The sequence below is a fragment of the Paracoccus sp. (in: a-proteobacteria) genome, assembly GCF_039808215.1.
GTDB lineage: Bacteria > Pseudomonadota > Alphaproteobacteria > Rhodobacterales > Rhodobacteraceae > Paracoccus.
On record NZ_JBDHSP010000016.1, the window covers coordinates 1 to 21,888 of the forward strand.

Below are 21,888 nucleotides of genomic sequence, written 5' to 3' on the forward strand. Positions count from 1 at the left end.
GTCTTGCCGTGGTCAACGTGACCAATCGTGCCGATGTTGACGTGCGGTTTCGTGCGTTCAAACTTTGCCTTTGCCATAAGCAGGGCTCCTTGGGGTTCTGATGGTTCACGAGGAAAGGCGGGGCCGGACGCCCCGCCATCCCGATCAGGCGTATTTCTTCTGGATCTCGTCCGAGATGTTCTGCGGCACGGCGTCGTAATGGTCGAACTGCATGGTGAACACCGCCCGGCCCGAGGACATCGAGCGCAGGTTGTTGATGTAGCCGAACATGTTGGCCAGCGGCACCATGGCGTCGATGACGTTCGCGTTGCCGCGGGTATCCTGGCCGCGGACCATGCCACGACGGCTGGTCAGGTCGCCGATGATGTTGCCGGTATATTCCTCCGGCGTCACCACTTCCACGCGCATGATCGGCTCGAGCAGCTTGGCGCCGGCCTTTTTCAGGCCCTCACGCATCGCGGCACGGGCGGCGATCTCGAAGGCCAGAACCGAGGAGTCGACATCGTGGAAGGCACCGTCGATCAGCGCCACCTTGAAGTCGATCACCGGGAAGCCCGCCAGCGGGCCCGAGTCCATGACGGACTTGATGCCCTTCTCGACGCCGGGGATATATTCCTTCGGCACCGCGCCGCCGACGATCTTGCTTTCGAACGAATAGCCCTCGCCCGGCTCGGTGGGCGAGATCACCAGCTTGATGCGCGCGAACTGGCCGGTGCCACCGGTCTGTTTCTTGTGCGTGTAGTCGATCTCGGCCTGCTGCGAGATGGTCTCGCGATAAGCCACCTGCGGCGCACCGATGTTCGCCTCGACCTTGAACTCGCGCTTCATGCGGTCCACGAGGATGTCGAGGTGAAGTTCGCCCATGCCCTTCATGATGGTCTGGCCCGACTCGATGTCGGTCTCGACGCGGAAGGACGGGTCCTCGGCCGCCAGACGCTGCAGCGCCAGGCCCATCTTTTCCTGGTCGGCCTTCGACTTCGGCTCGACGGCGATCTCGATCACCGGCTCGGGGAAGGTCATGGTTTCCAGAACCACCGGTTTCGCCGGGTCGCACAGCGTGTCGCCCGTGGTGGTTTCCTTCAGACCGGCCAGCGCGATGATGTCGCCCGCAAAGGCTTCGTCGCATTCTTCGCGGTTGACGGCGTGCATCACCATCATCCGGCCGACGCGCTCGCGCTTGCCCTTGGTCGAGTTCATCATCTGGTCGCCTTTCTTCAGCGCGCCCGAATAGATGCGCGTGAAGGTCAGCGAGCCGACGAAGGGGTCGTTCATGATCTTGAACGCCAGAGCCGAGAAGGGCTCGTTGTCCGTGGCATGACGCTCGATGTTGCGGGTCTCGGTCTCGTCGCCGGGGGCGAAGCCGACATAGGCCGGAACGTCGGTCGGCGCGGGCAGAAAGTCCACAACGGCGTTCAGCAGCGGCTGCACGCCCTTGTTCTTGAAGGCCGATCCGGCCATGACCGGGAAGAAGGACAAGGACAGCGTGCCCTTGCGGATCAGCTTGCGCAGCGTGGCCTCGTCGGGCTCGTTACCCTCGAGGTAGGCTTCCATGGCGGCATCGTCCTGCTCGACGGCAAGCTCGATCATCTTGCCGCGCCATTCCTCGGCCACATCCTGCAGCTCGGCGCGGATCGGCTGGCGAACCCAGCTTGCGCCGAGGTCCTCACCGATCCAGACCCATTCTTCCATCTTGATCAGATCGACGATGCCTTCCAGCTTGTCCTCGGCGCCGATCGGCAGGGCGATCGGGCAGGGAGTGCCGCCGGTGCGGTCCTTGATCATGGCGACGCATTTGAAGAAGTCGGCGCCGATCTTGTCCATCTTGTTGACAAAGACGATGCGCGGCACCTTGTAGCGGTCGGCCTGGCGCCAGACGGTCTCGGTCTGCGGCTCGACACCGGCATTGCCGTCCAGCAGGCAGATGGCGCCGTCCAGAACCGCCAGCGAACGCTCGACCTCGATGGTGAAGTCGACGTGGCCGGGGGTGTCGATGATGTTGAAGCGGCAGCGCTCGGCCTGATCCGGAGTGAACTCCGCATCCTCGTGCTTCTGCCAGAAGGTGGTGGTCGCCGCCGACGAGATGGTGATCCCGCGCTCGGCTTCCTGCTCCATGAAATCCATGGTCGAGGCGCCGTCATGCGTCTCGCCCATCTTGTGGTTCTTGCCGGTGTAGAACAGGATGCGTTCGGTCGTCGTGGTCTTGCCCGCGTCGATATGGGCCATGATCCCGAAGTTGCGGTAACGCTCCAGCGGATATTCGCGTGCCATGGTTACCTCCTCTTACCAGCGATAATGGCTGAACGCCTTGTTGGCGTCGGCCATCTTGTGGGTGTCTTCGCGCTTCTTCACCGCGGTGCCGCGGCCGTTGACGGCATCGGCCAGCTCACCCGCAAGGCGCTCTTCCATGGTGTGTTCGTTGCGCTTCTTGCTGGCCTCGATCAGCCAGCGGATCGCCAGGGCCTCGCGGCGGGTCGGACGGACCTCGACCGGAACCTGGTAGGTGGCACCGCCGACGCGGCGCGAACGCACCTCGACCGAGGGCTTCACATTGTCGAGGGCCTCGTGAAAGACTTCGATCGGCTCGCGCTTGAGCTTGCCCTGAACGCGGTCGAGCGCGTTGTAGACGATGCGCTCGGCGGTCGACTTCTTGCCGTCGACCATCAGGTTGTTCATGAATTTGGTCAGCACGCGATCGCCAAATTTGGCGTCGGGCAGGATTTCGCGCTTTTCAGCGGCGTGACGACGGGACATGGGCCTATCTCCTTATTTCGGACGCTTCGCGCCGTATTTCGAGCGACGCTGGCGACGGTCCTTGACGCCTTGCGTATCCAGAACACCGCGCAGGATGTGATAGCGCACACCCGGAAGGTCCTTGACCCGGCCGCCGCGGATCAGCACGACGCTGTGTTCCTGCAGGTTGTGCTTTTCGCCCGGAATATAGGAGATGACCTCGAAACCATTGGTCAGGCGGACTTTCGCCACCTTGCGCATGGCCGAGTTCGGCTTTTTCGGCGTCGTGGTATAGACGCGCGTGCAAACGCCACGCTTCTGCGGGCAGGATTGCAGGTGCTGCGACTTCGAGCGCTGCACCTTGGGCTGCCGCGGTTTGCGGATCAGCTGTTGGATCGTCGGCATTCGGTTCCCCGTCTTGCTTTCGTCAATACTCGCAGCCTCGGCTGCGCCACTTCTCGACGGCGAATCACGCCTATCGTGAAACGCCAGAACCCATCCGGCCCCCAAAAGGGGGAGGACGGGCGTTCTCCAGAGGATCAAGGCGTCTTGGCCCGGATCATGGCCACAGGTTTACTGGGCTACCTGGCAGTTTCCTGCCGGGTGTGCGGCGTATATGGGGATTTCCCGGGTGAGTCAACAGGCCCCCGGCACCAGGCACCAGCCGCAAGATCAGCAATTCCGGGCCGCAGGCGTCACTGTCCTGCCAGATCCTGTCACCACAGGCTCAGCAGCGACCAGCCCAGGCTCAGCTTCATCTGGTCCACCAGTTCGGCAATCGGGATGAAGCTCAGAAACACGAGGGCGTCGAACAGGTTGCGCCGCAGCGTCGAGGTGTCGAAGCTGGCGATCCGCCCGCTGCGAAACAGCCGCGGATCAGGCAGGAAGAACGGCGTCTGCGCCGCATAGGCATCGTAATCGGCGCCGAAAGCCTGGGACAGAAAGCCGGATTCGCGCCGCGCCGTCAGCCACAGGATCAGCCCGATGCCCGCTGCCGCCACGGTCGAGAAGAAATAGAGCGGGTTGCGGGTCATCGAATAGGGGCCGTCCTGGATCACGGTCCGGTTCTTGGCCCCGCCGACGTAAAGGATGGACCAGAAACGGCCCAGCACCCCCACCAGAAGCAGCAGGATGCCAAGGGTTTCGATCGCCTCATGGCCAAACCCATCAAGCCCCAGTGCCGGCTGGATCAGCAGGACGGCCGGCAGCAGGACCAGCCCCGACAGCCGCAGGATGTTGACCCGGATCTTCTGATTGACCGCAGTGCGCATGGCCCCTCCCGCCACAGGCCGGCTGGCCTGCCACCGCATCACGACTATCCCGGCCCCGGGCGATGCGCAATCGCGCTTTGGCCGCTGCCGCCCGACCAGCCCGGGCCCTCAAGGGTGATTGCCCTGAAGGCTGCGGGGCCTGCGGCCTTCAGTCGCGCGGCAGCACGCGCAGGCGCAGGTCGCGCAGCTGCTCGTTCGTGGGCTCGGATGGGGCGCCCATCATCAGGTCCTCGGCGCGCTGGTTCATCGGGAACATGATGACCTCGCGGATGTTCAGCTCATCGGCCAGCAGCATGACGATGCGGTCGATGCCGGCAGCGCAGCCCCCGTGCGGCGGCGCGCCATAGCGGAAGGCCTTGACCATGCCGCCGAAACGCTTTTCCACCTCGTCATGGCCGTAGCCGGCCAGTTCAAAGGCCTTGAACATGATCTCGGGCTTGTGGTTGCGGATCGCACCGGAAATCAGCTCATAGCCGTTGCAGGCGAGGTCGTATTGATAGCCCTTGACCGCCAGCGGATCGCCATTGAGCGCCTCGAGCCCGCCCTGCGGCATCGAGAAGGGGTTGTGCGAAAAGTCGATGCGGCCGTCGTCGCCCTTTTCATACATCGGGAAATCGACGATCCAGGCGAATTTGAACTGGTGCTCGTCGGTCAGGCCCAGTTCGCGTCCGATCTCGTTACGGGCACGGCCGGCGACGGCCTCAAACGCCTCGGGCTTGCCGCCGAGGAAGAAGGCGGCGTCGCCCCCGCCCAGACCCAGTTGGATGCGGATGGCCTCGGTTTTCTCGGCCCCCAGCGCCTTGGCGATCGGGCCGGCGGCCTCGGTGCTGCCATCCTCGGCCTTGCGCCAGAAGATATAGCCCATGCCCGGCAGGCCCTGCCCCTGGGCGAAGGCGTTCATGCGGTCGGCGAATTTGCGCGAGCCGCCGGTCGGCGCGGGAATGGCGCGAACCTCGGTCCCGTCCTGTTCCAGCAGTTTCGCAAAGATCGCAAAGCCCGAGCCGCGGAAGTGGTCGCTGACCACCTGCATCTCGATCGGGTTCCGCAGGTCCGGCTTGTCGCTGCCGTATTTCAGCATCGATTCCGCGTAAGGGATGCGCGGCCATTCGGCATCGACCGGACGGCCCTTGCCGAACTCCTGAAACAGGCCCTGAATCACCGGCTGGATCGCGGCGAAGACGTCCTCCTGCTCGACAAAGGACATCTCAAGGTCGAGTTGGTAGAAATCGGTGGGCGAGCGGTCGGCGCGCGGGTCCTCGTCGCGGAAACAGGGCGCGATCTGGAAATACTTGTCAAAGCCCGCGACCATGATCAGCTGCTTGAACTGCTGCGGCGCCTGCGGCAGGGCGTAGAACTTGCCCGGATGCAGGCGCGAGGGCACCAGAAAGTCGCGCGCGCCCTCGGGGCTGGACGCGGTGATGATCGGGGTCTGGAACTCGGTAAAGCCCTGATCCCACATGCGGTTGCGGATCGAGCGCACGACCTGGCTGCGCAGCATGATGTTGTTGTGCAGGCTTTCGCGGCGCAGGTCGAGAAAGCGATAGGCGAGGCGGGTTTCCTCGGGGTAGTCGTGATCGCCGAATACCGGCAGCGGCAGATCGTCGGCGGCGCCCAGAACCTCGACCTCGGTGGCATAGACCTCGATCTCGCCGGTCGGGAGTTTCGGGTTGATCAGGCTCGCGTCGCGCAGCTTCACCCGGCCGTCGATGCGGATGACGGTCTCGGCGCGCAGCCGCTCCAGCACCGGGAAGGCGGGCGAGTCGCTGTCGGCGATCACCTGGGTGATGCCGTAATGGTCGCGCAGGTCGATGAACAGCACGCCGCCGTGGTCGCGGACCCGGTGCACCCAGCCGGACAGGCGGGCTTCGGTTCCGGCGGCGGCTGCGGTCAGCTGGCCGCAGGTATGGCTGCGATAGGCGCTCATCACGTTTCCCCTTGCGTATCAGGCCACGCATGAAGCGCGGCGCGCGCGGGAAGTCAAGCGATCAGAAGGGGCGCACCACATTGCCGGAATAGAAATAGGCCCCCATGCCGACGGTGAACAGCGCATTTCCGGCCAGCGCATGCAGCACCCAGGCGGCGGGAAAGCCGCGCGTGAGATAGGCGCGGGCAAAGACCAGCCCGCCCAGAAAGCTGAGACCCGCCACCACCCAGGACCAGTACATCAGATGCGCAAAGGCAAAGACCCCGGCATTCAGCCAGATCGCCGCGCGCCCGGCGGGCAGCACGGCGCCGTAGCGATGAAAGAACAGCGGCCGGAAGATCAGCTCCTGCGGCAGCGCCGACAGGACCGGATAGAGGACCCAGACCAGCGCCATGAACCCCGGCCGGTCCCGGGCCAGGTTGAAGATCGCGCCAGGATGGCTGATCGCCAGGATCGCCGCGCCCAAGCCCAGCGTGGCGGCGGTGACGGCTGCCATTTCGGGCCAGGGCAGGACGCCCCAGCCGCGCAGCAGGCCGCGCCAGTCAAAGCCGCCGCTGAACCACAGCAAGGCCAGCCCGGCGGCGCTGAACAGCGCCAGCGCCGCAAACAGCATGCCATGCGGCAAAAACAGCGCCATGGCCAGCGGCGCCCCCAGATAGAGCGCCGCGAATTCGGCCCGCAGCCGGGCGCGTGCTATTGCAGCCGGCGGCCCAGCCATTGCCGCCACTGCGCCGGCGAGCCGGAAAAGACGTTCAGATCGACATTGCCATCGACGCCGGGCACCAGGCCGGTGCCGCTGTATTGCCAGAAGCTGTAGCGCTGGCCGGGATAGACCTCGCGCGGGTGGCCGGCGACCGAGCGCAGCCAGAACTCCTCGGGCCAGCTGCGCAGGTTGTTGTCGCGGTAGAAATCGACCGTGGTGTAGATGATCGGACGCTGGCCGTAATACTGGTGCAGGATGTCCTTGAAGATCCTGGCCTCGCGCAGCACCTCATGCGCCGGCGGCCGGGTCGGGCAGGTCTTGGAGCGCGTCCATTCCAGGTCGATCACCGGCGGCATGGCGCCGCGTTCGCGCGGCACGTTCTGGATGAACCAGCGCGCCTGTTCCGCGCCCGAGCGGCAGAAATAGAAATAGTGATAGGCACCGCGCGGGATGCGCGCCTGCGCCGCCTCGGCCCAGTAGCGGCCAAAGCTCGGGTCGGCATAATCGCCGCCCTCGGTCGCCTTGATGAAGGCGAAACTCACCCCCGAGCGGCGCACCACCCCCCAGTTGATGTCGCCCTGATAGCGCGAGATGTCGATGCCGTGCACCGGATGGTCATAGGGATGACCGCCGACCCAGGCATGCGGCGCGCTGTCGCCGAATTGCGGGCCGCTGCCCTGCCCGGCCACGACCGCGCGTTTCCCCGATCCGCCGCCGCAGGCCGCCAGCGCGACCAGCAGCATGACTGCAAATATCCTGCCCAGGAATGTCATCTCTGCCCTCTGCCTCCTGCGCCTTTTCCCGGCGCTTTGCACCGTTATCGCAAAAGGCCCGGGCAAAGTCACGCCAGCGTGAGGATCACGAATCCGTCACCTGCGCCGCGTTCAGTTCACCTCGGGGATCAGCTTGCCGGGGTTGAGGATGTTTTCCGGGTCGAGCGCACGCTTTATCGCCGCCATCACCGCCACCGCCTCGCCATGTTCGGCGCGCATCAGGGCGCGTTTGCCGATACCCACGCCATGTTCGCCGGTAATGGTGCCGCCGACGGCCAGCGCGCGCTCGGCCATGCGGGCGGCGACGCGCTTGGCGGCGGCCAGCTCGGCCTCGTCTCCTGGCATGACCAGGATCTGGGCGTGGAAATTGCCGTCGCCGACATGGCCGACCATCGGACCCAGCAGGCCTTCGGCGCGGATGTCCTCGGCGGCAGCGGCGACCGCGGCGGGCAGATGCGACATCGGCACGCAGACATCGGTGATCACCGCCGTGGCGCCCGGACGCAGCGCCAGACAGGAACGATAGGCGCCGTGGCGCATCTTCCACAGCGCCGCGCGTTCCTCGGGCGTCGAGGCCCAGTCAAAGCCGGTGCCGCCGCAATCACCCGCGATCTCGCCAAAGCGCTGCGCATCCTCGGCGACCATGGCGGGAGAGCCGTGGAACTCGACCATCAGATGCGGGCCCTCGTGCATCGCGGTGCCCGAAAACCTGTTGAAGGCGCGCACCACGTCGGCGTCGATGAATTCGATGCGCGCCATGGGGATGCCCGACTGGATGGTGGCGGTGACACATTCCACCGCCTCCTCCAGCGTGGCAAAGCCGCAGACGGCGGCGGCCACGTCCTCGGGCTGGCCGTGCAGGCGCAGGGTCAGTTCGGTGATGATCCCCAGCGTGCCCTCGGACCCGACCATCAGCCCGGTCAGGTCATAGCCGGCGCTGGATTTCGCCGCCCGCGTGCCGGTGCGGATCACCCGCCCGTCGGCCAGAACCACCTCAAGCGCCAGCACATTGTCGCGCATGGTGCCGTAGCGCACGGCGGTGGTGCCGCTGGCGCGGGTCGCGGCCATGCCGCCAAGGCTCGCGTTGGCGCCGGGATCGACCGGAAAGAACAGGCCGGTGGCGCGCAGTTCGGTATTCAGCGCCTCGCGCGTGACGCCGGGCTGGACGCTGACCTGCAGATCCTCGGCGCGGATCTCGAGCACCCGGTCCATGCGCATCATGTCAAGGATCAGCCCGCCCCGGGTCGCCAGCGCCTGCGCCTCAAGCGAGGTGCCGGTGCCCCAGCCGGTCACCGGCACGCGATGCGCGTGGCAGATCGCCATGATCGCCGATACTTCCTCGGTCGAGACCGGCCAGGCCACGGCATCGGGCGGCGGCGCGCGGTGATAGCTTTCGGACTGGGCGTGCAGCTCGCACTCGGCGCTGGCGGCCGAGAAGCGCGGGCCGAGCAGGCTGCTCAGCGCCTCGGCGGCGGGGGCGGGAATCGGCATGGCGAACCTCCTGGGCTGTCTGGACCTTTGATAATCCCGCCGCCCAGGGGATGAAAACCCCGCCTAGCCGCGCAAGCGAAACAACCCGCGCGCCGCGCCGATCGCCGGCGAGACCAGATGCCTGGCCAGCGGGATCAGCAAAAGGCCCAGGGCCAGCCCGAAGATGCCGTCCAGAAACGCCGTCGCCGCCCAGCCGGCCAGGCCCGGCGCCGCCGGCAGCAGCGTCGCCGCCGCCGCCGAGAGCTGCCGCACCCATTCATAGGGCTGGTGCTGGCCCAGTTCGTGCAGCCCGTGCACGACGATCTGGCCGCCGACCCAGATCATCGCCGCGGTGCCGACCACGGTCAGCACGCGCATGAAGCCGGGCATGATGCGCACCAGACCGCGACCCAGCGGCGCCGCAACGCCGCCGCGGCGCGCCAGATGCAGGCCGAAATCGTCGGCCTTCACGATCAGCGCCACGAAACCATAGACGGCGACGGTGATGCCCAGCGCAACCACCGCCAGCACCAGCGCCTTCATCCAGATCGAATTGGCGACCGGAATCGTCGCCAGGGCGATGGTCATGATCTCGGCCGAAAGGATGAAATCGGTCTTGATCGCGCCGCGCACCCGGTCCTCCTCGAGGCTGACCGTGCCATCGGGCGCGATCTCCAGTTCCGGGTCGTTGCCATGGTCATGGGCCAGCGCGTGCCAGACCTTCTCGGCGCCCTCGAAGCACAGATAGGCGCCGCCGACCATCAGCAGCGGCGTGATCGCCCAGGGCGCGAATGCCGACAAAAGCAGTGCGATGGGCAGAAGGATCACCAGCTTGTTGAACAGCGAGCCGCGGGCGATCTTCATCACGATCGGCACTTCGCGCGCGGCGGAAAATCCGTGCACATATTTCGGCGTCACCGCCGCGTCGTCGATCACCGCGCCCGCCGCCTTGGCACCCGCCTTGGCCGCCTGCCCCGCCACATCGTCGACCGAGGCCGCCGCGATCTTGGCAATGCCCGCCACGTCATCCAGCAGTGCCAGCAATCCGCTCATCCGTCCCTCGTCCCTGGTTCCATGTGCCGGGCGTCTTGCGCGCCCGCAGGCGCTTATCTGGGCGCGCGCCCAAGGGCAAGGCCCGGCGCGCATTTCACCCCGACCTGTCGCGGTCTCTTGCGTGTGGAGCCCGAATGCGCGAACAATGCGGCGTTGCGAGGAAAGGGCCTGACCATGCTGGACGTGAACGCCAAACCCACCGAAGAGATCGACCTGCGCGAAGTTTTCGGCCTTGACAGCGACATGAAGGTCAAGGGCTTTGCCGAGCGCAGCGACCGCGTGCCGGACGTGGATCCGACCTACAAGTTCGACCCCGACACCACGCTGGCGATCCTTGCCGGCTTTGCCCATAACCGCCGGGTGATGATCCAGGGCTATCACGGCACCGGCAAATCCACCCATATCGAGCAGGTGGCGGCGCGACTGAACTGGCCCTGCGTACGCGTGAACCTCGACAGCCATGTGTCGCGCATCGACCTGATCGGCAAGGATGCGATCAAGCTGGTGGACGGCAAGCAGGTCACGGTCTTCCACGAGGGCATCCTGCCCTGGGCGCTGAGGAACCCGACCGCCATCGTCTTCGACGAATATGACGCCGGCCGCGCCGATGTGATGTTCGTCATCCAGCGCGTGCTGGAGGCCGACGGCAAGCTGACGCTTCTGGACCAGAACGAGGTCATCACCCCGAACCCCTATTTCCGCCTGTTCGCCACGGCAAACACCGTGGGTCTTGGCGACACCACCGGGCTTTACCACGGCACGCAGCAGATCAACCAGGGCCAGATGGACCGCTGGTCGCTGGTCTCGACGCTGAACTACCTCAGCCATGACGCCGAGGTGGCGATCGTGCTGTCGAAAAACCCGACCTGGAACAATGAAAAGGGCCGCAAGATCATCGGCCAGATGGTGACGCTGGCCGACCTGACGCGCACCGCCTTCATGCAGGGTGACCTCTCGACGGTGATGAGCCCGCGCACGGTGATCGCCTGGGCGCAGAACGCGCGCATCTTCGGCAACAATATCGGCTATGCCTTCCGCCTGACCTTCCTGAACAAATGCGACGAGCTGGAGCGCCAGACCGTGGCCGAATTCTATCAGCGCCTGTTCGACGAGGAACTGCCGGAAAGCGCGGCGGTCAAGGCGGGATGATTGCCTGCCGCGGCAGCGGCATTGCCCGCTGCCCGCAACGCCGCCGCGACCTGTCAGGGGGTAAGACATGAAGAAATCCGACAACCCCGCCGATCCGTTCAAGAAGGCTCTGACCGAGGCCACCCGGGCCATGGCCGAGGACCGCGAGCTGAACGTGACCTTCACCGCCGATCCCTCGGGCGTCGCCGGCGATACCATGCGCCTGCCGCAGGTCAGCCGGCGCATGACGCGCGAGGAAATCCTGCTGGCGCGCGGCACGGCGGATGCCCTGGCGATGAAGCTGCGCCACCACGACGCCGCGACGCATGCGAAATACGTCCCCGCAGGGCCGATGGCGCGCGACCTCTACGAGGCGATGGAGACCGCGCGCTGCGAGGCGCTGGGGGCGCGCGACATGCCCGGGGCACTGTCCAACATCGACGTGCGGCTGGGCCATGACGCCGACCGCAAGGGCTATGGCCAGATCAAATCGCCCTCGGACGCGCCTTTGGCGGTGGCGGCGGGCTATATCGTGCGCCAGGCGGCCACGGGCCGGCCGCTGCCGGCCGCCGCCCAGCATGTCGCCGACCTGTGGCGGCCCTTCATCGAGGAACAGGCCGGCGCCGACCTTGAGGATGTCGACCGGGTGCTGGCCGACCAGGCGGCCTTCGCCCGCCTCGCGCGGCGGGTGATCGCCGATCTGGGCTATGGCGACCAGCTGGGCGAGGACCCGGACGAGCCGCAGGACGACAGCTCGGATGAAGGGGCTGAGGCCGACGAGGAGGCCGGCAACGAGCAGTCGAGCGACCAGAACGAGGACGATGACGCCGAGGCCAGCCCCGACCGCACCCAGGACCAGACCCAGGAAGAGCGTCAGGCCCAGGTCAGCATGGACGACCAGTCGGACGAGGAGATGGCCGAGGAGGCCGAGATCTCGGAGGCCGACAACCCGCCGGAACTGCCGCCCCCGGTCAGCGAGGCCAGCGCCGATTACCGCGTCTTTGCCCAGGAGTTCGACGAGGAGATCCGCGCCGAGGACCTGGCCGACGCCGCGGAACTGGAACGGCTGCGCGCCTATCTGGACAAGCAGCTTGAACCCCTGCGCGGCGCGGTCTCGCGCCTGGCCAACAAGCTGCAGCGCCGGTTGCAGGCGCAGCAGAACCGCAGCTGGGAATTCGACAAGGAAGAGGGCGTGCTGGACGCCGGACGCCTGGCGCGGGTGGTGGCGAACCCGACCACGCCGCTTTCGTTCAAGGTCGAGAAGGACACCGAGTTCCGCGATACCGTGGTGACGCTGCTGCTGGACAATTCGGGGTCCATGCGCGGGCGCCCCATTTCCATTGCCGCGATCTGCGCCGACGTGCTGGCGCGCACGCTGGAACGCAGCCAGGTCAAGGTCGAGATCCTCGGCTTTACCACCCGCGCCTGGAAGGGCGGCCAGGCGCGCGAGAAATGGCTGGCCGCCGGCCGTCCGGCGCATCCGGGGCGGCTGAACGACCTGCGCCACATCATCTACAAGGGCGCCGATGCGCCCTGGCGGCGGGTGCGCCCGAACCTTGGCCTGATGATGAAGGAAGGGCTTCTGAAAGAAAACATCGACGGCGAGGCGCTGGAATGGGCGCACCGCCGCCTGACCCGCCGCGCCGAGGCGCGCCGCATCCTGATGGTGATCTCGGACGGGGCGCCGGTCGACGATTCCACCCTGTCGGTGAATCCGGCGAATTTCCTGGAAAAGCACCTGCGCGACGTGATCGCCATGATCGAGCGCAAGCGTCAGGTCGAACTGCTGGCCATCGGCATCGGCCATGACGTGACGCGCTATTACCAGCGCGCGGTGACGATCACCGATGCCGAGCAGCTGGCCGGCGCCATCACCGAACAGCTGGCGGCGCTGTTCGAGGCCGACCCGCGCAAACGCGCCCGCGCCATGAACTTGCGCCGCGCCGGCTGAACCTGACCAATCGGGCGGCTTGATTTCGCGCCCCGGTCCATGCGACCAATGCCGCCGGGCCGGGGCATTTCACCCGGTCGCCATGGGGCGTTGACGTGTTGACGATCGGTTTTTTCATCCCCGAGTTTCCGGGCCAGACCCATATCTTCCTGTGGCGGGAACGCCAGGCGCTGGCCGAACTGGGCATCCGGGCCGAGCTGGTCTCGACCCGGCCGCCGCCGCGCGCCGTGGCCTCGCACAGCTGGGCGGCCGAGGCACAGGCCGAGACGCGCTATCTGCTGCCCCTGGGCGGCGGTGCCCCGGGCATCGTCGCCGAGTTCCTGCGCGCCGGTCCCCTGGCCTGGGCGCGGTCCTTGGGCGCGGCCTTCGGCGCCGAGACGGCGGGCGGGCTGCGCGGAAGGTTCAGGATGCTGGGGCTTCTGGCCATGGGCGCGCGTCTGCGGCGCATCGCGCGGGCGCAGGGCTGGCAGCACATCCATGTCCACAGCTGCGCCGACAGCGCCAATATCGCCATGCTGTGTGAACGCCTTGGCGGCCCGGGCTACAGCCTGACCCTGCACGGCCCGACCCTGGACGGCTACGGCCCGAACCAGCGCCAGAAATGGCGCCACGCGCGTTTCGTCACCATCATCTCGCGCCTGCTGGAGGGCGTGGCCGCGCGCGAGATCGGCGCCGACCGTCCCGCGGTGGTCAATGTCGCGCCGATGGGCGTGGATCTGGACCAGATCCGGCGCGCCCGCCCATGGCAGCCGCCGGCCGCGGGCGCGCCGCTGCGCCTGTTCAGTTGCGGCCGGCTGAACGCGGTCAAGGGCCATGACCATCTGATCGCGACCGTGGCGCTGCTGCGCGCGCAGGGCATCGACGCGCGGCTCGAGATCGCCGGCGAGGACGAGCAGGGCGGCTCGGGCTATCACCGGCACCTGGACGCGCTGATCGCCGGAAAGGGCCTGGGCGATGTGGTGACGCTTCTGGGTGCGGTCGATGAGGCGCGGGTGCGCGAGGGGCTTGAGACGGCGCATGTCTTTGCGCTTGCCAGTCTGAATGAGGGCATCTCGGTCGCGATCATGGAGGCGATGGCCATGGAAATGCCGGTCGTGGTCACCGATGTCGGCGGCAACAGCGAGTTGATCACCTCGGGGCGCGACGCCATCCTGGTGCCCGCGGAACGCCCCGAGGTCATGGCCGCCGAAATCGCCGGCCTTCTGGCCGAGCCGGCGCGCGCCCTGGCGCTGGCCCAGGCCTCGCGCGCCCGCGTGGCGCAGGATTTTCACCACCGCCGCAGCGCCGAGGCGGTCGCTGACGGCATCACCCGCACCCTGCCCGGCGCACCGGCGGCGCTTGGGCGCGCCGCCACCCCCGCCTGACAGGACAGACGAAAGACCGACATGTTCCAGACCTATGACAGCTTTTCCGATCCCGCGCGCCACCCGCCGCGGCTGGCCGATCTGCGCCGCGAACTGGCGGCGCGCGATCTGGACGGCTTCATCGTCCCGCGCGCCGATGCGCACCAGGGCGAATATGTCGCCGCCCGCGACGCGCGCCTGGCCTGGCTGACCGGGTTTTCCGGCAGCGCCGGCTTTTGCATCGTCACGCCCGACCGCGCCGGCGTGTTCATCGACGGCCGCTACCGCGTGCAGGTCAAGGCCGAGGTGGACCCGGGTCATTTCACCCCCGTGCCCTGGCCCGAGACGAAGCCCGCCGCCTGGCTGCGCGAGGCCCTGCACGAGGGCGGGCGCGTCGGCTATGACCCGTGGCTGCACACCCGCCGCGAGATCCGCGAGATGGAGCACGGGCTTGCCGGCTCGGGCATCGCACTGATCGCGGTTGATTCCAACCCGCTGGACGCGATCTGGCACGACCAGCCGCCGGCGCCGGTGGGCCAGGTGCGGCTCTGGCCCGAGGCGATCGCCGGCGAGACCGCGGCGGAAAAGCGCGCCCGCATCGCCGCGGCGCTGCGGGCCGCCGGGCAGCAGGCGGCGGTGCTGACCCTGCCCGACTGCCTGTCATGGCTGCTGAACATCCGTGGCTCGGACGTGCCCAAGAACCCGGTGGTGCAGGCCTTCGCCATCATCGAGGCCAACGCCCATGTCGCGGTCTTTGCCAATCCGGCGAAATTCCCCGCCGAGGTGCGCGCGGCGCTTGGCAATGAGGTGACGCTGCTGCCGCCCGAGGCGCTGACCCCGGCGCTGACCAATCTCTCGGGCCCGGTGCTGGTCGATCCCGGCACCGCCCCGGAGAAGGTGTTCACCCTGATCGAGAGCATGGGCACCGCCATCGCCGAGGGCCAAGACCCGGTGATCATGCGCAAGGCCCGCAAGAACCCGGCCGAGATCGCCGGCATGCGCGCGGCGCATCTGCGCGACGGCGCGGCGGTGGTCGAGCTCTTGTGCTGGCTGGACGGCCGCGCGCCGCATCTGGCAAGCGAGCCGCTGACCGAGATCGGCGTGGCGAAGAAGCTTGAGGAGTTGCGCCGCAAGCGCGGCATCCTGGACATCAGCTTTGACACCATTTCGGCCACCGGCCCGCATGGCGCCATCTGTCACTATCACGTCAGCGAGGACAGCGACCTGCGCATCGAGCCGGGCCATATCCTGCTGGTCGATTCCGGCGGGCAATATGGCGACGGCACCACCGACATCACCCGCACCCTGCCGATGGGCGCCTTCGACCCGGCGGTGCGCCGGCCCTATACGCGCGTGCTGCAAGGCATGATCGCGCTGAGCCGTGCGCAATTCCCGCAGGGCGTCGCCGGCTGCCATCTGGACGCGCTGGCGCGCGCGCCACTGTGGTCCGAGGGCCTGGATTTCGACCATGGCACCGGCCATGGCGTCGGCGCCGGCCTTTCGGTGCATGAGGGGCCGGTGCGCTTTGCCCGCATCTCGGACATTGCGCTGCAGGCCGGGATGATCCTGTCGAACGAGCCGGGCTATTACCGCGAGGGCGAATTCGGCATCCGCATCGAGAATCTGGTGGTGGTCGAGAGGCGCGACAGCCCGGACGGCCGCGACATGCTGGGGCTGGAGACCATCACCTTCGCCCCGATCGACCGCCGACTGATCGAACCCGCGCTTTTGTCGCAGGACGAGACCGCCTGGCTGGACGCCTATCACGCCGAGGTCTGGAACAAGATCGCGCCGCTGGTCGAAGGCGAGGCGCGCGACTGGCTGTTCCTGGCCACGCGACCGCTGACCGGCGCCTGAGGAGCGGCGCCGCGCCCCCTGGCGCGGTCGCATGAGTATTTGGGGAACGAAGAAGCGCGGGCCGCGCCCCCTCGGGGTGCGGCTTTACGGCTCGTCCTCGGGATTGCGGCGGCGCCAGGCAAGCGAGCTGAGGAAGGCCATGCCGATGAAGCCCGCGCCGAGGAGGCCGGTGACCACCTCGGGGATCGGGTGCAGGGTCTGGATGAACATCAGGACCGACAGCACGAAGATCGACCAGAAGGCGCCATGTTCCAGATAGCGGAAGGCGGCGAGGGTTCCCCGCTCGACCAGCATGACGGTCATCGAGCGCACATACATGGCGCCGATGCCAAGGCCGATGGCGATGAGAAACAGGTTCTGCGTCAAGGCGAAGGCGCCGATGACGCCGTCGAAGCTGAAGGAGGCGTCGAGCACCTCGAGGTAGAGGAAGGCGCCAAAGCCGCCGCGGGCCATGTCCGACGGTGTCTGGCCCGAGCCCCAGCGGTCGAGCACATGGCCCAGCATGTCCACCAGCAGATAGGTGAGCACGCCCCAGATCGCCGCGGCGACGAAGGCATGTTCCTTTTCCGCCGGCAGTTGTGCCGATACCACCAGCATGCAGATCAGCACCAGCCCGACCTCCATGCCGCGGATCTCGCCCAGCTTGCGCAGCGCCGCCTCGACGCCCTTGATCCAGTCGATATCCTTGCCGCTGTCGAAGAAATAGTTCAGCGCCACCAGCATCAGGAACGAGCCGCCGAAGGCCGCGATGGGCAGATGCGCCTCATGGATGATGCGCGAATATTCCTGCGGCTGCGTGGCGGCGAGGCGCAGCGCCTGCCAGGGGCCAAGCTGCGCCGCGATGACCACCACCAGCAGCGGAAAGATCACCCGCATGCCGAAGACCGCGATGACGATGCCCCAGGTCAGGAAGCGCCGCTGCCATTTCGGCGTCATCTGCTGCAGCTTCTGCGCATTGACGATGGCATTGTCGAAGGAAAGCGAGATCTCGAGCACCGCGAGGATGCCGGCGATCAGGAAGAAGGCCAGCGCCCCCGCGCCGCTGCCGCGATACTGCCAGCCCAGCGCCGCGGCCAGCGCCAGCCCGGCGCCGGTGACGATGAGCGGCCAGATCATGTAGCTGAAGGTGGATCGCATGCGCGTGCCCTGTTCCTGCGGCTGGTCCTTCGGGCTTAGACCCTGCTATCACTGGCCGCAAGGTTGCCGGACCTGATCCGGCCATGCGAGGGGAATAGGGCCATGCGCTTTCGCCGGCTGGCGATCTATCACCTGCCCGAGGGCGAACTGGGCGCTTTCGGCGCCGCCTGGCTGGGTTGGGACGCGCGCCTGGGCGCGGTGCCCGCCGCGGGCGGCCTGCGGGGCGGCGCCCTGACTGAAGCGCCGTGCCGTTACGGCTTTCACGCCACGCTGAAGGCACCCTTCCGCCTGGCAGCGAACGCGCGCCCCGAGGCGCTGGCGCTGGAACTGCGGCTGCTTTGCGACCGCCTCGCCGGCTTTTCCCTGGCGTTGGAGCTGTGCTGCGACTGCGGCTTCGTGGCACTGCGGCCGCGCAGGCAGCCGCCCGAACTGGTCGCGCTGGAATCGGCGCTGGTCACCCGGCTGGACCATTTCCGCGCCCCTCTGACCGCGGAGGAGCGCGCGCGGCGCAATCCCGACGCCCTGCCCGCCCGGGCGCGGGCGCATCTGGAGCATTGGGGTTATCCCCATGTGCTGGACCTGTTCCATTACCACCTGACGCTGAGCGGCACCCTGCCCCCCGACCGGGCCGAGGCGCTGCGCCAGAGACTGGCCGGACCGCTGGCGCCGCTTCTGGCGCGCCCCGCCGCCGTCGGGGCGGTGGCGCTGACCGGCGAGGACGAGGCCGGATTCTTTCACCTGATCGAGGAATTCCCGCTGCGCGGCTAAAGCCAGCGCCGCCATTTCAGCACCAGGAAGGTCACCACGGCCGAGCCGACCATCATCGCCAGCGACATCGGAAAGCCCCAGCGCAGTTCCAGCTGCGGCATGTGGGTAAAGTTCATCCCGTAGATGCTGGCGATCAGCGTCGGCGGCAGGAACAGCGCCGCCACCACCGACAGGATGCGTACGCGGTCGTTCTGCTGCAGCCCGATCATGCCCATGGTGGCATCGACGGTCATCGCCACGCGCGAGCCAAGGAAATCCGCGTGCACCTCAAGCGCCTGGATGTCGCGCTGGATCGCCTTGTGCAGCGCGTTCAGCTCTCCGGTCTTGTCGGCGCGGCTGGCGCTGGCGGCGTGATAGACGAGGATGCGGTCCATGGACAGAAGCCCCAGGCGGATGCGGCCCATGACCTCGGCCTGCTGGCCCACGGTGACCAGCGCCTGGTGGAGCGCCCCGGCCTTGCCGCCGGGCGTCATCGCCAGCACCTGTCCCGCGGTCTGGTCGATCTCTCTGGCGACGTTTTCCGAAAGGTCGGCCAGCCGGCCGACGATTTCCTCGACTAGCCCCAGGAACACCCGCTCGGGCGTGGCGCAGCCGCCGCTGGAGCGGTCGGCGCGATGGGCGAAGGTTTCGAACGGGCGCGGCGCGTGATGGCGCACGGTAATGAGACGGCGGTGGTCGATGATGAAGGTGACCGGCATGGCGACCTGGGCACCCTCGGGCCGCTGGCCGGGCAGCACGCCCGTCATGTAGATCAGGCCCCTGTCGGTAAAGAGCCGGTTCGAGATCTCGATCTCTTCCATGTCCTCGAGCGTCGGGATCTCATAGCCCAGCGCCGAGACCGCCGCGACCTGCGCGGCCAGCGGCTGGTAGAGGTCGATCCAGATGGCATCGGCCAGTTCGCCCCCTTCGGGCAGCGGCGCCAGCCCGGCCCCCCTGACGACATAGCTGTGGATCATGCGCGCCCCCTTCTGCCGCAGCCTGAGCAGCCCCGCCGCCGGCGGTCAAGCCCCCGGATCAATACACCCGGTCGGGCAGCAGATGCCCCTCGTCAAAGGCCAGAAGGTTGTTCATCGCGCGCATGGCCATGGCGGTGCGCACCTCCTCGGCGGCGGTGCCCAGATGCGGCAGCAGCGTCACGTTCTCGAGGGTGCACAGCGTGGGCGGGACGGCGGGCTCGTGTTCATAGACATCAAGCCCGGCCCCGGCGATGCGGCCCTCGCGCAGCGCCTCGACCAGCGCCGCCTCGTCGACCACGTCGCCGCGGGCGATATTGACCAGATAGGACTGCGGCCCCAGCCGCGCCAGTTCCGCCGCGCCGATCAGATGCCGGGTGGCGGCACCGCCCGGCACGGCCAGCACGGCGAAATCCGACTGCGCCAGCAACTCGTCCAGCCCCTGCACCTGCCGGGCGGGGAAATCCAGCGATGAGACCGTCGAGCGGTTGTGAAACAGCACCTGCATGCCAAAGCCGTAATGGCAGCGCCGGGCAATGGCGCGACCGATGCGGCCCATGCCGATGATGCCCACCGTCTTGCCCGAGACATGCCGGCCCAGCAGCTGCGTCGGCTGCCAGCCGGTCCAGCCGCCGGCGCGCAACAGCCGCTCGCCCTCGCCGGCGCGGCGCGCGGTCATCAGGATCAGCGTCAGTGCGATGTCGGCGGTGGCATCGGTCACCGCATCGGGGGTATTGGTCACCGCGACGCCGGCGGCATCGGCCGCCGCCACGTCGATGTGGTTATAGCCGGCGCCGAAATTCGCCAGCAGCTTGCAGCGCGGGCTGCCGCGAAAGGCCTCGGCCGAAAAGCAGTCGCCCAGCGTCGGCATGATCGCGTCGTAATCGGCCAGCGCCTGCGCCGCCTCATCGACGCTGAGCCCGTCCCTGCGGTCCATGATCTCGGTATCGAACCGCGCCTTCAGCGCATGTTCGGCCGCCTGGGTCATCCGCCGCGTCACCAGAAGCCTCATCAGAACATCCTCCCGCCCAGGGGCACCGGCTGGTCCGGGCCGATCAGCACCACCTCGCCCGTCTCGTCGGGCAGGCCCAGCACCAGAACCTCGGACATGAACTTGCCGATCTGGCGCGGCGGGAAGTTCACCACCGCCAGAACCTGCCGGCCGACCAGCGCCTCGGGCGCGTAATGCCGGGTGATCCGGGCCGAGCTTTTCCGCTCGCCGATGTCGGGGCCGAAATCCACAAACAGCTTCAGCGCCGGGTGCCGGGCCTCGGGAAAGGGCTCGGCGCGCAGGATCGTGCCGACGCGGATCTGCACCTTGTCGAAATCCTCCCAGGCGATCTGGCCGCTCATGCCCCCAGCTCCCGCCCGCGCGCCGCGGCCGCGGCAATGGTGCGGCGCATCAGCGGCGGCAGGCCGTGTTCGGCATCCATCAGCTCGTGCAGCCCCGCGGCGGTGGTGCCGCCGGGCGAGGTGACGTTCCGGCGCAGCACCGCCGGGTCCTCGTCGGCATGGACCGCCAGGGCGCCGGCGCCGGCCACGGTCACCCGCGCCAGTTCCAGCGCCAGGGCCGGCGCCAGCCCCTCGGCCTCGCCCGCTGCGGCCATGGCCTCGATCAGGTGAAAGACATAGGCCGGGCCTGACCCCGACAGCGCGGTGACCGCATCCATCTGCGCCTCGGATTCAAGGCGGACCACGCGGCCGACGGCGGACATCAGCGCCTCGGCCAGCGCCAGCTGCGGCGCGCCGGCGCGGGCATTGCCGATGATGGCGGTGATGCCCTGGCCGATCGCCGCCGGCGTGTTGGGCATCGCCCGGACCACCGCCGCGCCGGGAAAGGCCCGCTCATAGGCGGCGATGCGCACGCCGGCCGCGACCGAGACCACCAGCGTATCGGCGCCGACCGCAAGCCGCGGCAGGACTTCGGCCATCATCTGCGGCTTGACGGCGATGACCAGAACCGCCGGATCGGCGGGCAGGTCTGCATTCACCGAAATACCCATCCGCGACAGTTCCTCCCGGGGGTTGGGGTCGATGACATGCGCGGCCGAGGGCGCAAGCCCCTGCCCCAGCCAGCCGTCCAGCAGCGCGCCGCCCATGCGGCCGCAGCCGACCAGCACCAGACCGCGTGCATTCACCCGGGAAAAATCCATGATCCGCCCCCCTGCCAGCCGCCCGGCGGGCGGCATCTCAGGCGCGACCGTAAGCCTCGGACAGGGCGATGTCCATTGCCGCCGCAGGCGAGGCGTCGCCCCAGCAGGCTAGCTGGAAACAGGGGTAGAAACGCTCGGAGGCGGCGATGGCATTGCCGATCATGCGGTCGATCTGCTCGGGGCTGGCGATCGCCTCGCCCGACAGCACCAGACCATAGCGCCAGACCATCAGCCGCTGCGCCGCCCAGAAGGTGAAGCCGCCGTCCCAGACCTGGTCATTGGCGAGGTTCAGCACCTCGTAAAGCGCCGGCAGCCGCTCGGCCGGCGGATCCATGTCGAAGGTGCAGATCAGCCGCAGCACCTCCTCGCGCGGGGACCAGGCCAGGGTGATGGAATAGCTGCGCCACTGGCCCTCGACGGTCATGGCGATCTGGTCCTCGGCCAGGCGGTCGAAATCCCAGTCGTGATGGGTGGCGACGGTTTCCACGATGTCGATGGGATGGATGTCGTCGCTGTCGAAATAGTCCAACTGTGCCATGCCCTTTCCCCCTTGGTCCAAGCGGCTGCGGACGTTCCCCAACCTGTTGTCGCGCCGACTACACCCGGCGTGCCAGCCTTGTGTGCCTACCATATATCGTGGGCAGGTTCCATGAGGGTGTAAAGCGAAAATTCCG

General features: G+C 67.7%; 20 protein-coding genes. 5 read left to right on the plus strand and 15 right to left on the minus strand.

All coding sequences use genetic code 11. The annotated features are described in order from the left end of the window. Window positions 1-144: 144 nt before the first annotated feature. The 9 genes from fusA to WMK75_RS07730 form a co-directional block, all read right to left on the minus strand. Window positions 145-2,268 carry an elongation factor G gene (gene fusA / locus WMK75_RS07690; RefSeq protein ID WP_347267090.1) on the minus strand — a complete coding sequence of 708 codons (2,124 nt, stop codon included), beginning with the start codon at window positions 2,266-2,268 and terminating at the stop codon, window positions 145-147. 12 nt (window positions 2,269-2,280) lie between these two features. Next, entirely contained in the window at window positions 2,281-2,751 is a 471-nt protein-coding gene (gene rpsG, locus WMK75_RS07695) for a 30S ribosomal protein S7 (RefSeq protein ID WP_347267091.1), read from the minus strand. 12 nt (window positions 2,752-2,763) lie between these two features. Next, window positions 2,764-3,135 (minus strand): 30S ribosomal protein S12, encoded by a 372-nt coding sequence (gene rpsL, locus WMK75_RS07700; protein ID WP_010399029.1) that lies wholly within the window; start codon window positions 3,133-3,135, stop codon window positions 2,764-2,766. A 311-nt stretch (window positions 3,136-3,446) separates the two neighbouring features. After that, on the minus strand, window positions 3,447-4,001 hold the full coding sequence (locus WMK75_RS07705; protein WP_347267092.1) for an isoprenylcysteine carboxylmethyltransferase family protein: 555 nt from the start codon (window positions 3,999-4,001) through the stop codon (window positions 3,447-3,449). A 148-nt stretch (window positions 4,002-4,149) separates the two neighbouring features. After that, window positions 4,150-5,925, minus strand: a complete 1,776-nt coding sequence (aspS, locus tag WMK75_RS07710) for an aspartate--tRNA ligase (RefSeq protein ID WP_347267093.1) — start codon at window positions 5,923-5,925, stop codon at window positions 4,150-4,152. A gap of 61 nt (window positions 5,926-5,986) precedes the next feature. Then, entirely contained in the window at window positions 5,987-6,643 is a 657-nt protein-coding gene (locus WMK75_RS07715) for a CPBP family glutamic-type intramembrane protease (RefSeq protein ID WP_347267094.1), read from the minus strand. Continuing rightward, window positions 6,619-7,401, minus strand: a complete 783-nt coding sequence (locus tag WMK75_RS07720) for a GH25 family lysozyme (RefSeq protein ID WP_347267095.1) — start codon at window positions 7,399-7,401, stop codon at window positions 6,619-6,621. Before WMK75_RS07720 ends, WMK75_RS07715 begins: the two co-directional genes overlap by 25 nt. 111 nt (window positions 7,402-7,512) lie before the next feature. Next, window positions 7,513-8,892, minus strand: a complete 1,380-nt coding sequence (locus WMK75_RS07725; protein ID WP_347267096.1) for an FAD-linked oxidase C-terminal domain-containing protein — start codon at window positions 8,890-8,892, stop codon at window positions 7,513-7,515. Between the two features lie 63 nt (window positions 8,893-8,955). After that, window positions 8,956-9,924 carry a DUF808 domain-containing protein gene (locus tag WMK75_RS07730; RefSeq protein ID WP_347267097.1) on the minus strand — a complete coding sequence of 323 codons (969 nt, stop codon included), beginning with the start codon at window positions 9,922-9,924 and terminating at the stop codon, window positions 8,956-8,958. 174 nt (window positions 9,925-10,098) lie between these two features. On the opposite strand from WMK75_RS07730, the gene cobS reads away from it, so the two are divergent. From cobS to WMK75_RS07750, 4 genes are all read left to right on the plus strand, one after another. Continuing rightward, entirely contained in the window at window positions 10,099-11,073 is a 975-nt protein-coding gene (cobS, locus tag WMK75_RS07735) for a cobaltochelatase subunit CobS (protein WP_347267098.1), read from the plus strand. Window positions 11,074-11,140: 67 nt separating this feature from the next. Then, a complete protein-coding gene (gene cobT / locus WMK75_RS07740) occupies window positions 11,141-13,003 on the plus strand; it encodes a cobaltochelatase subunit CobT (RefSeq protein ID WP_347267099.1) in 1,863 nt (620 codons plus the stop codon). A gap of 95 nt (window positions 13,004-13,098) precedes the next feature. Then, window positions 13,099-14,367, plus strand: a complete 1,269-nt coding sequence (gene epsE, locus WMK75_RS07745) for an exopolysaccharide biosynthesis GT4 family glycosyltransferase EpsE (RefSeq protein ID WP_347267100.1) — start codon at window positions 13,099-13,101, stop codon at window positions 14,365-14,367. A 21-nt stretch (window positions 14,368-14,388) separates the two neighbouring features. Next, window positions 14,389-16,203: an aminopeptidase P family protein gene (locus WMK75_RS07750; RefSeq protein WP_347267101.1), complete on the plus strand. Its 1,815-nt coding sequence runs from the start codon at window positions 14,389-14,391 to the stop codon at window positions 16,201-16,203. Window positions 16,204-16,287: 84 nt separating this feature from the next. Here WMK75_RS07750 and WMK75_RS07755 read toward each other — a convergent pair whose 3' ends face one another. Continuing rightward, complete coding sequence (locus WMK75_RS07755) at window positions 16,288-17,340, minus strand: DUF475 domain-containing protein (RefSeq protein WP_347267102.1); 1,053 nt, start codon at window positions 17,338-17,340, stop codon at window positions 16,288-16,290. A 102-nt stretch (window positions 17,341-17,442) separates the two neighbouring features. On the opposite strand from WMK75_RS07755, the gene WMK75_RS07760 reads away from it, so the two are divergent. Then, window positions 17,443-18,108 carry a DUF1045 domain-containing protein gene (locus WMK75_RS07760; RefSeq protein ID WP_347267103.1) on the plus strand — a complete coding sequence of 222 codons (666 nt, stop codon included), beginning with the start codon at window positions 17,443-17,445 and terminating at the stop codon, window positions 18,106-18,108. Here WMK75_RS07760 and WMK75_RS07765 read toward each other — a convergent pair. From WMK75_RS07765 to WMK75_RS07785, 5 genes are read right to left on the minus strand one after another with little or no spacing between them, the layout of a single operon-like run. Further along, the gene (locus WMK75_RS07765) at window positions 18,105-19,064 is read right to left on the minus strand and encodes a magnesium transporter CorA family protein (protein ID WP_347267104.1); all 960 of its coding nucleotides are present in this window, start codon (window positions 19,062-19,064) and stop codon (window positions 18,105-18,107) included. The two genes, WMK75_RS07760 and WMK75_RS07765, sit on opposite strands and share 4 nt — an antisense overlap. A 58-nt stretch (window positions 19,065-19,122) precedes the next feature. Beyond that, window positions 19,123-20,073: a D-glycerate dehydrogenase gene (locus WMK75_RS07770; RefSeq protein WP_347267105.1), complete on the minus strand. Its 951-nt coding sequence runs from the start codon at window positions 20,071-20,073 to the stop codon at window positions 19,123-19,125. After that, window positions 20,073-20,414, minus strand: a complete 342-nt coding sequence (locus WMK75_RS07775) for a tRNA-binding protein (RefSeq protein ID WP_347267106.1) — start codon at window positions 20,412-20,414, stop codon at window positions 20,073-20,075. The genes WMK75_RS07770 and WMK75_RS07775 overlap by 1 nt, the downstream gene beginning before the upstream one ends. Then, window positions 20,411-21,214 carry a pyrroline-5-carboxylate reductase gene (gene proC, locus WMK75_RS07780; RefSeq protein ID WP_347267107.1) on the minus strand — a complete coding sequence of 268 codons (804 nt, stop codon included), beginning with the start codon at window positions 21,212-21,214 and terminating at the stop codon, window positions 20,411-20,413. Before proC ends, WMK75_RS07775 begins: the two co-directional genes overlap by 4 nt. Window positions 21,215-21,251: 37 nt before the next feature. After that, complete coding sequence (locus tag WMK75_RS07785; RefSeq protein ID WP_347267108.1) at window positions 21,252-21,752, minus strand: YbjN domain-containing protein; 501 nt, start codon at window positions 21,750-21,752, stop codon at window positions 21,252-21,254. Window positions 21,753-21,888: the final 136 nt, after the last annotated feature.

Bases quoted from the DNA above. Each gene is read 5' to 3' on its own strand.
- fusA (WP_347267090.1), bottom strand. From the start codon at position 2,268: ATGGCACGCGAATATCCGCTGGAGCGTTACCGCAACTTCGGGATCATG.
- rpsG (WP_347267091.1), bottom strand. From the start codon at position 2,751: ATGTCCCGTCGTCACGCCGCTGAAAAGCGCGAAATCCTGCCCGACGCC.
- rpsL (WP_010399029.1), bottom strand. From the start codon at position 3,135: ATGCCGACGATCCAACAGCTGATCCGCAAACCGCGGCAGCCCAAGGTG.
- WMK75_RS07705 (WP_347267092.1), bottom strand. From the start codon at position 4,001: ATGCGCACTGCGGTCAATCAGAAGATCCGGGTCAACATCCTGCGGCTG.
- aspS (WP_347267093.1), bottom strand. From the start codon at position 5,925: ATGAGCGCCTATCGCAGCCATACCTGCGGCCAGCTGACCGCAGCCGCC.
- WMK75_RS07715 (WP_347267094.1), bottom strand. From the start codon at position 6,643: ATGGCTGGGCCGCCGGCTGCAATAGCACGCGCCCGGCTGCGGGCCGAA.
- WMK75_RS07720 (WP_347267095.1), bottom strand. From the start codon at position 7,401: ATGACATTCCTGGGCAGGATATTTGCAGTCATGCTGCTGGTCGCGCTG.
- WMK75_RS07725 (WP_347267096.1), bottom strand. From the start codon at position 8,892: ATGCCGATTCCCGCCCCCGCCGCCGAGGCGCTGAGCAGCCTGCTCGGC.
- WMK75_RS07730 (WP_347267097.1), bottom strand. From the start codon at position 9,924: ATGAGCGGATTGCTGGCACTGCTGGATGACGTGGCGGGCATTGCCAAG.
- cobS (WP_347267098.1), top strand. From the start codon at position 10,099: ATGCTGGACGTGAACGCCAAACCCACCGAAGAGATCGACCTGCGCGAA.
- cobT (WP_347267099.1), top strand. From the start codon at position 11,141: ATGAAGAAATCCGACAACCCCGCCGATCCGTTCAAGAAGGCTCTGACC.
- WMK75_RS07750 (WP_347267101.1), top strand. From the start codon at position 14,389: ATGTTCCAGACCTATGACAGCTTTTCCGATCCCGCGCGCCACCCGCCG.
- WMK75_RS07755 (WP_347267102.1), bottom strand. From the start codon at position 17,340: ATGCGATCCACCTTCAGCTACATGATCTGGCCGCTCATCGTCACCGGC.
- WMK75_RS07760 (WP_347267103.1), top strand. From the start codon at position 17,443: ATGCGCTTTCGCCGGCTGGCGATCTATCACCTGCCCGAGGGCGAACTG.
- WMK75_RS07765 (WP_347267104.1), bottom strand. From the start codon at position 19,064: ATGATCCACAGCTATGTCGTCAGGGGGGCCGGGCTGGCGCCGCTGCCC.
- WMK75_RS07770 (WP_347267105.1), bottom strand. From the start codon at position 20,073: ATGAGGCTTCTGGTGACGCGGCGGATGACCCAGGCGGCCGAACATGCG.
- WMK75_RS07775 (WP_347267106.1), bottom strand. From the start codon at position 20,414: ATGAGCGGCCAGATCGCCTGGGAGGATTTCGACAAGGTGCAGATCCGC.
- proC (WP_347267107.1), bottom strand. From the start codon at position 21,214: ATGGATTTTTCCCGGGTGAATGCACGCGGTCTGGTGCTGGTCGGCTGC.
- WMK75_RS07785 (WP_347267108.1), bottom strand. From the start codon at position 21,752: ATGGCACAGTTGGACTATTTCGACAGCGACGACATCCATCCCATCGAC.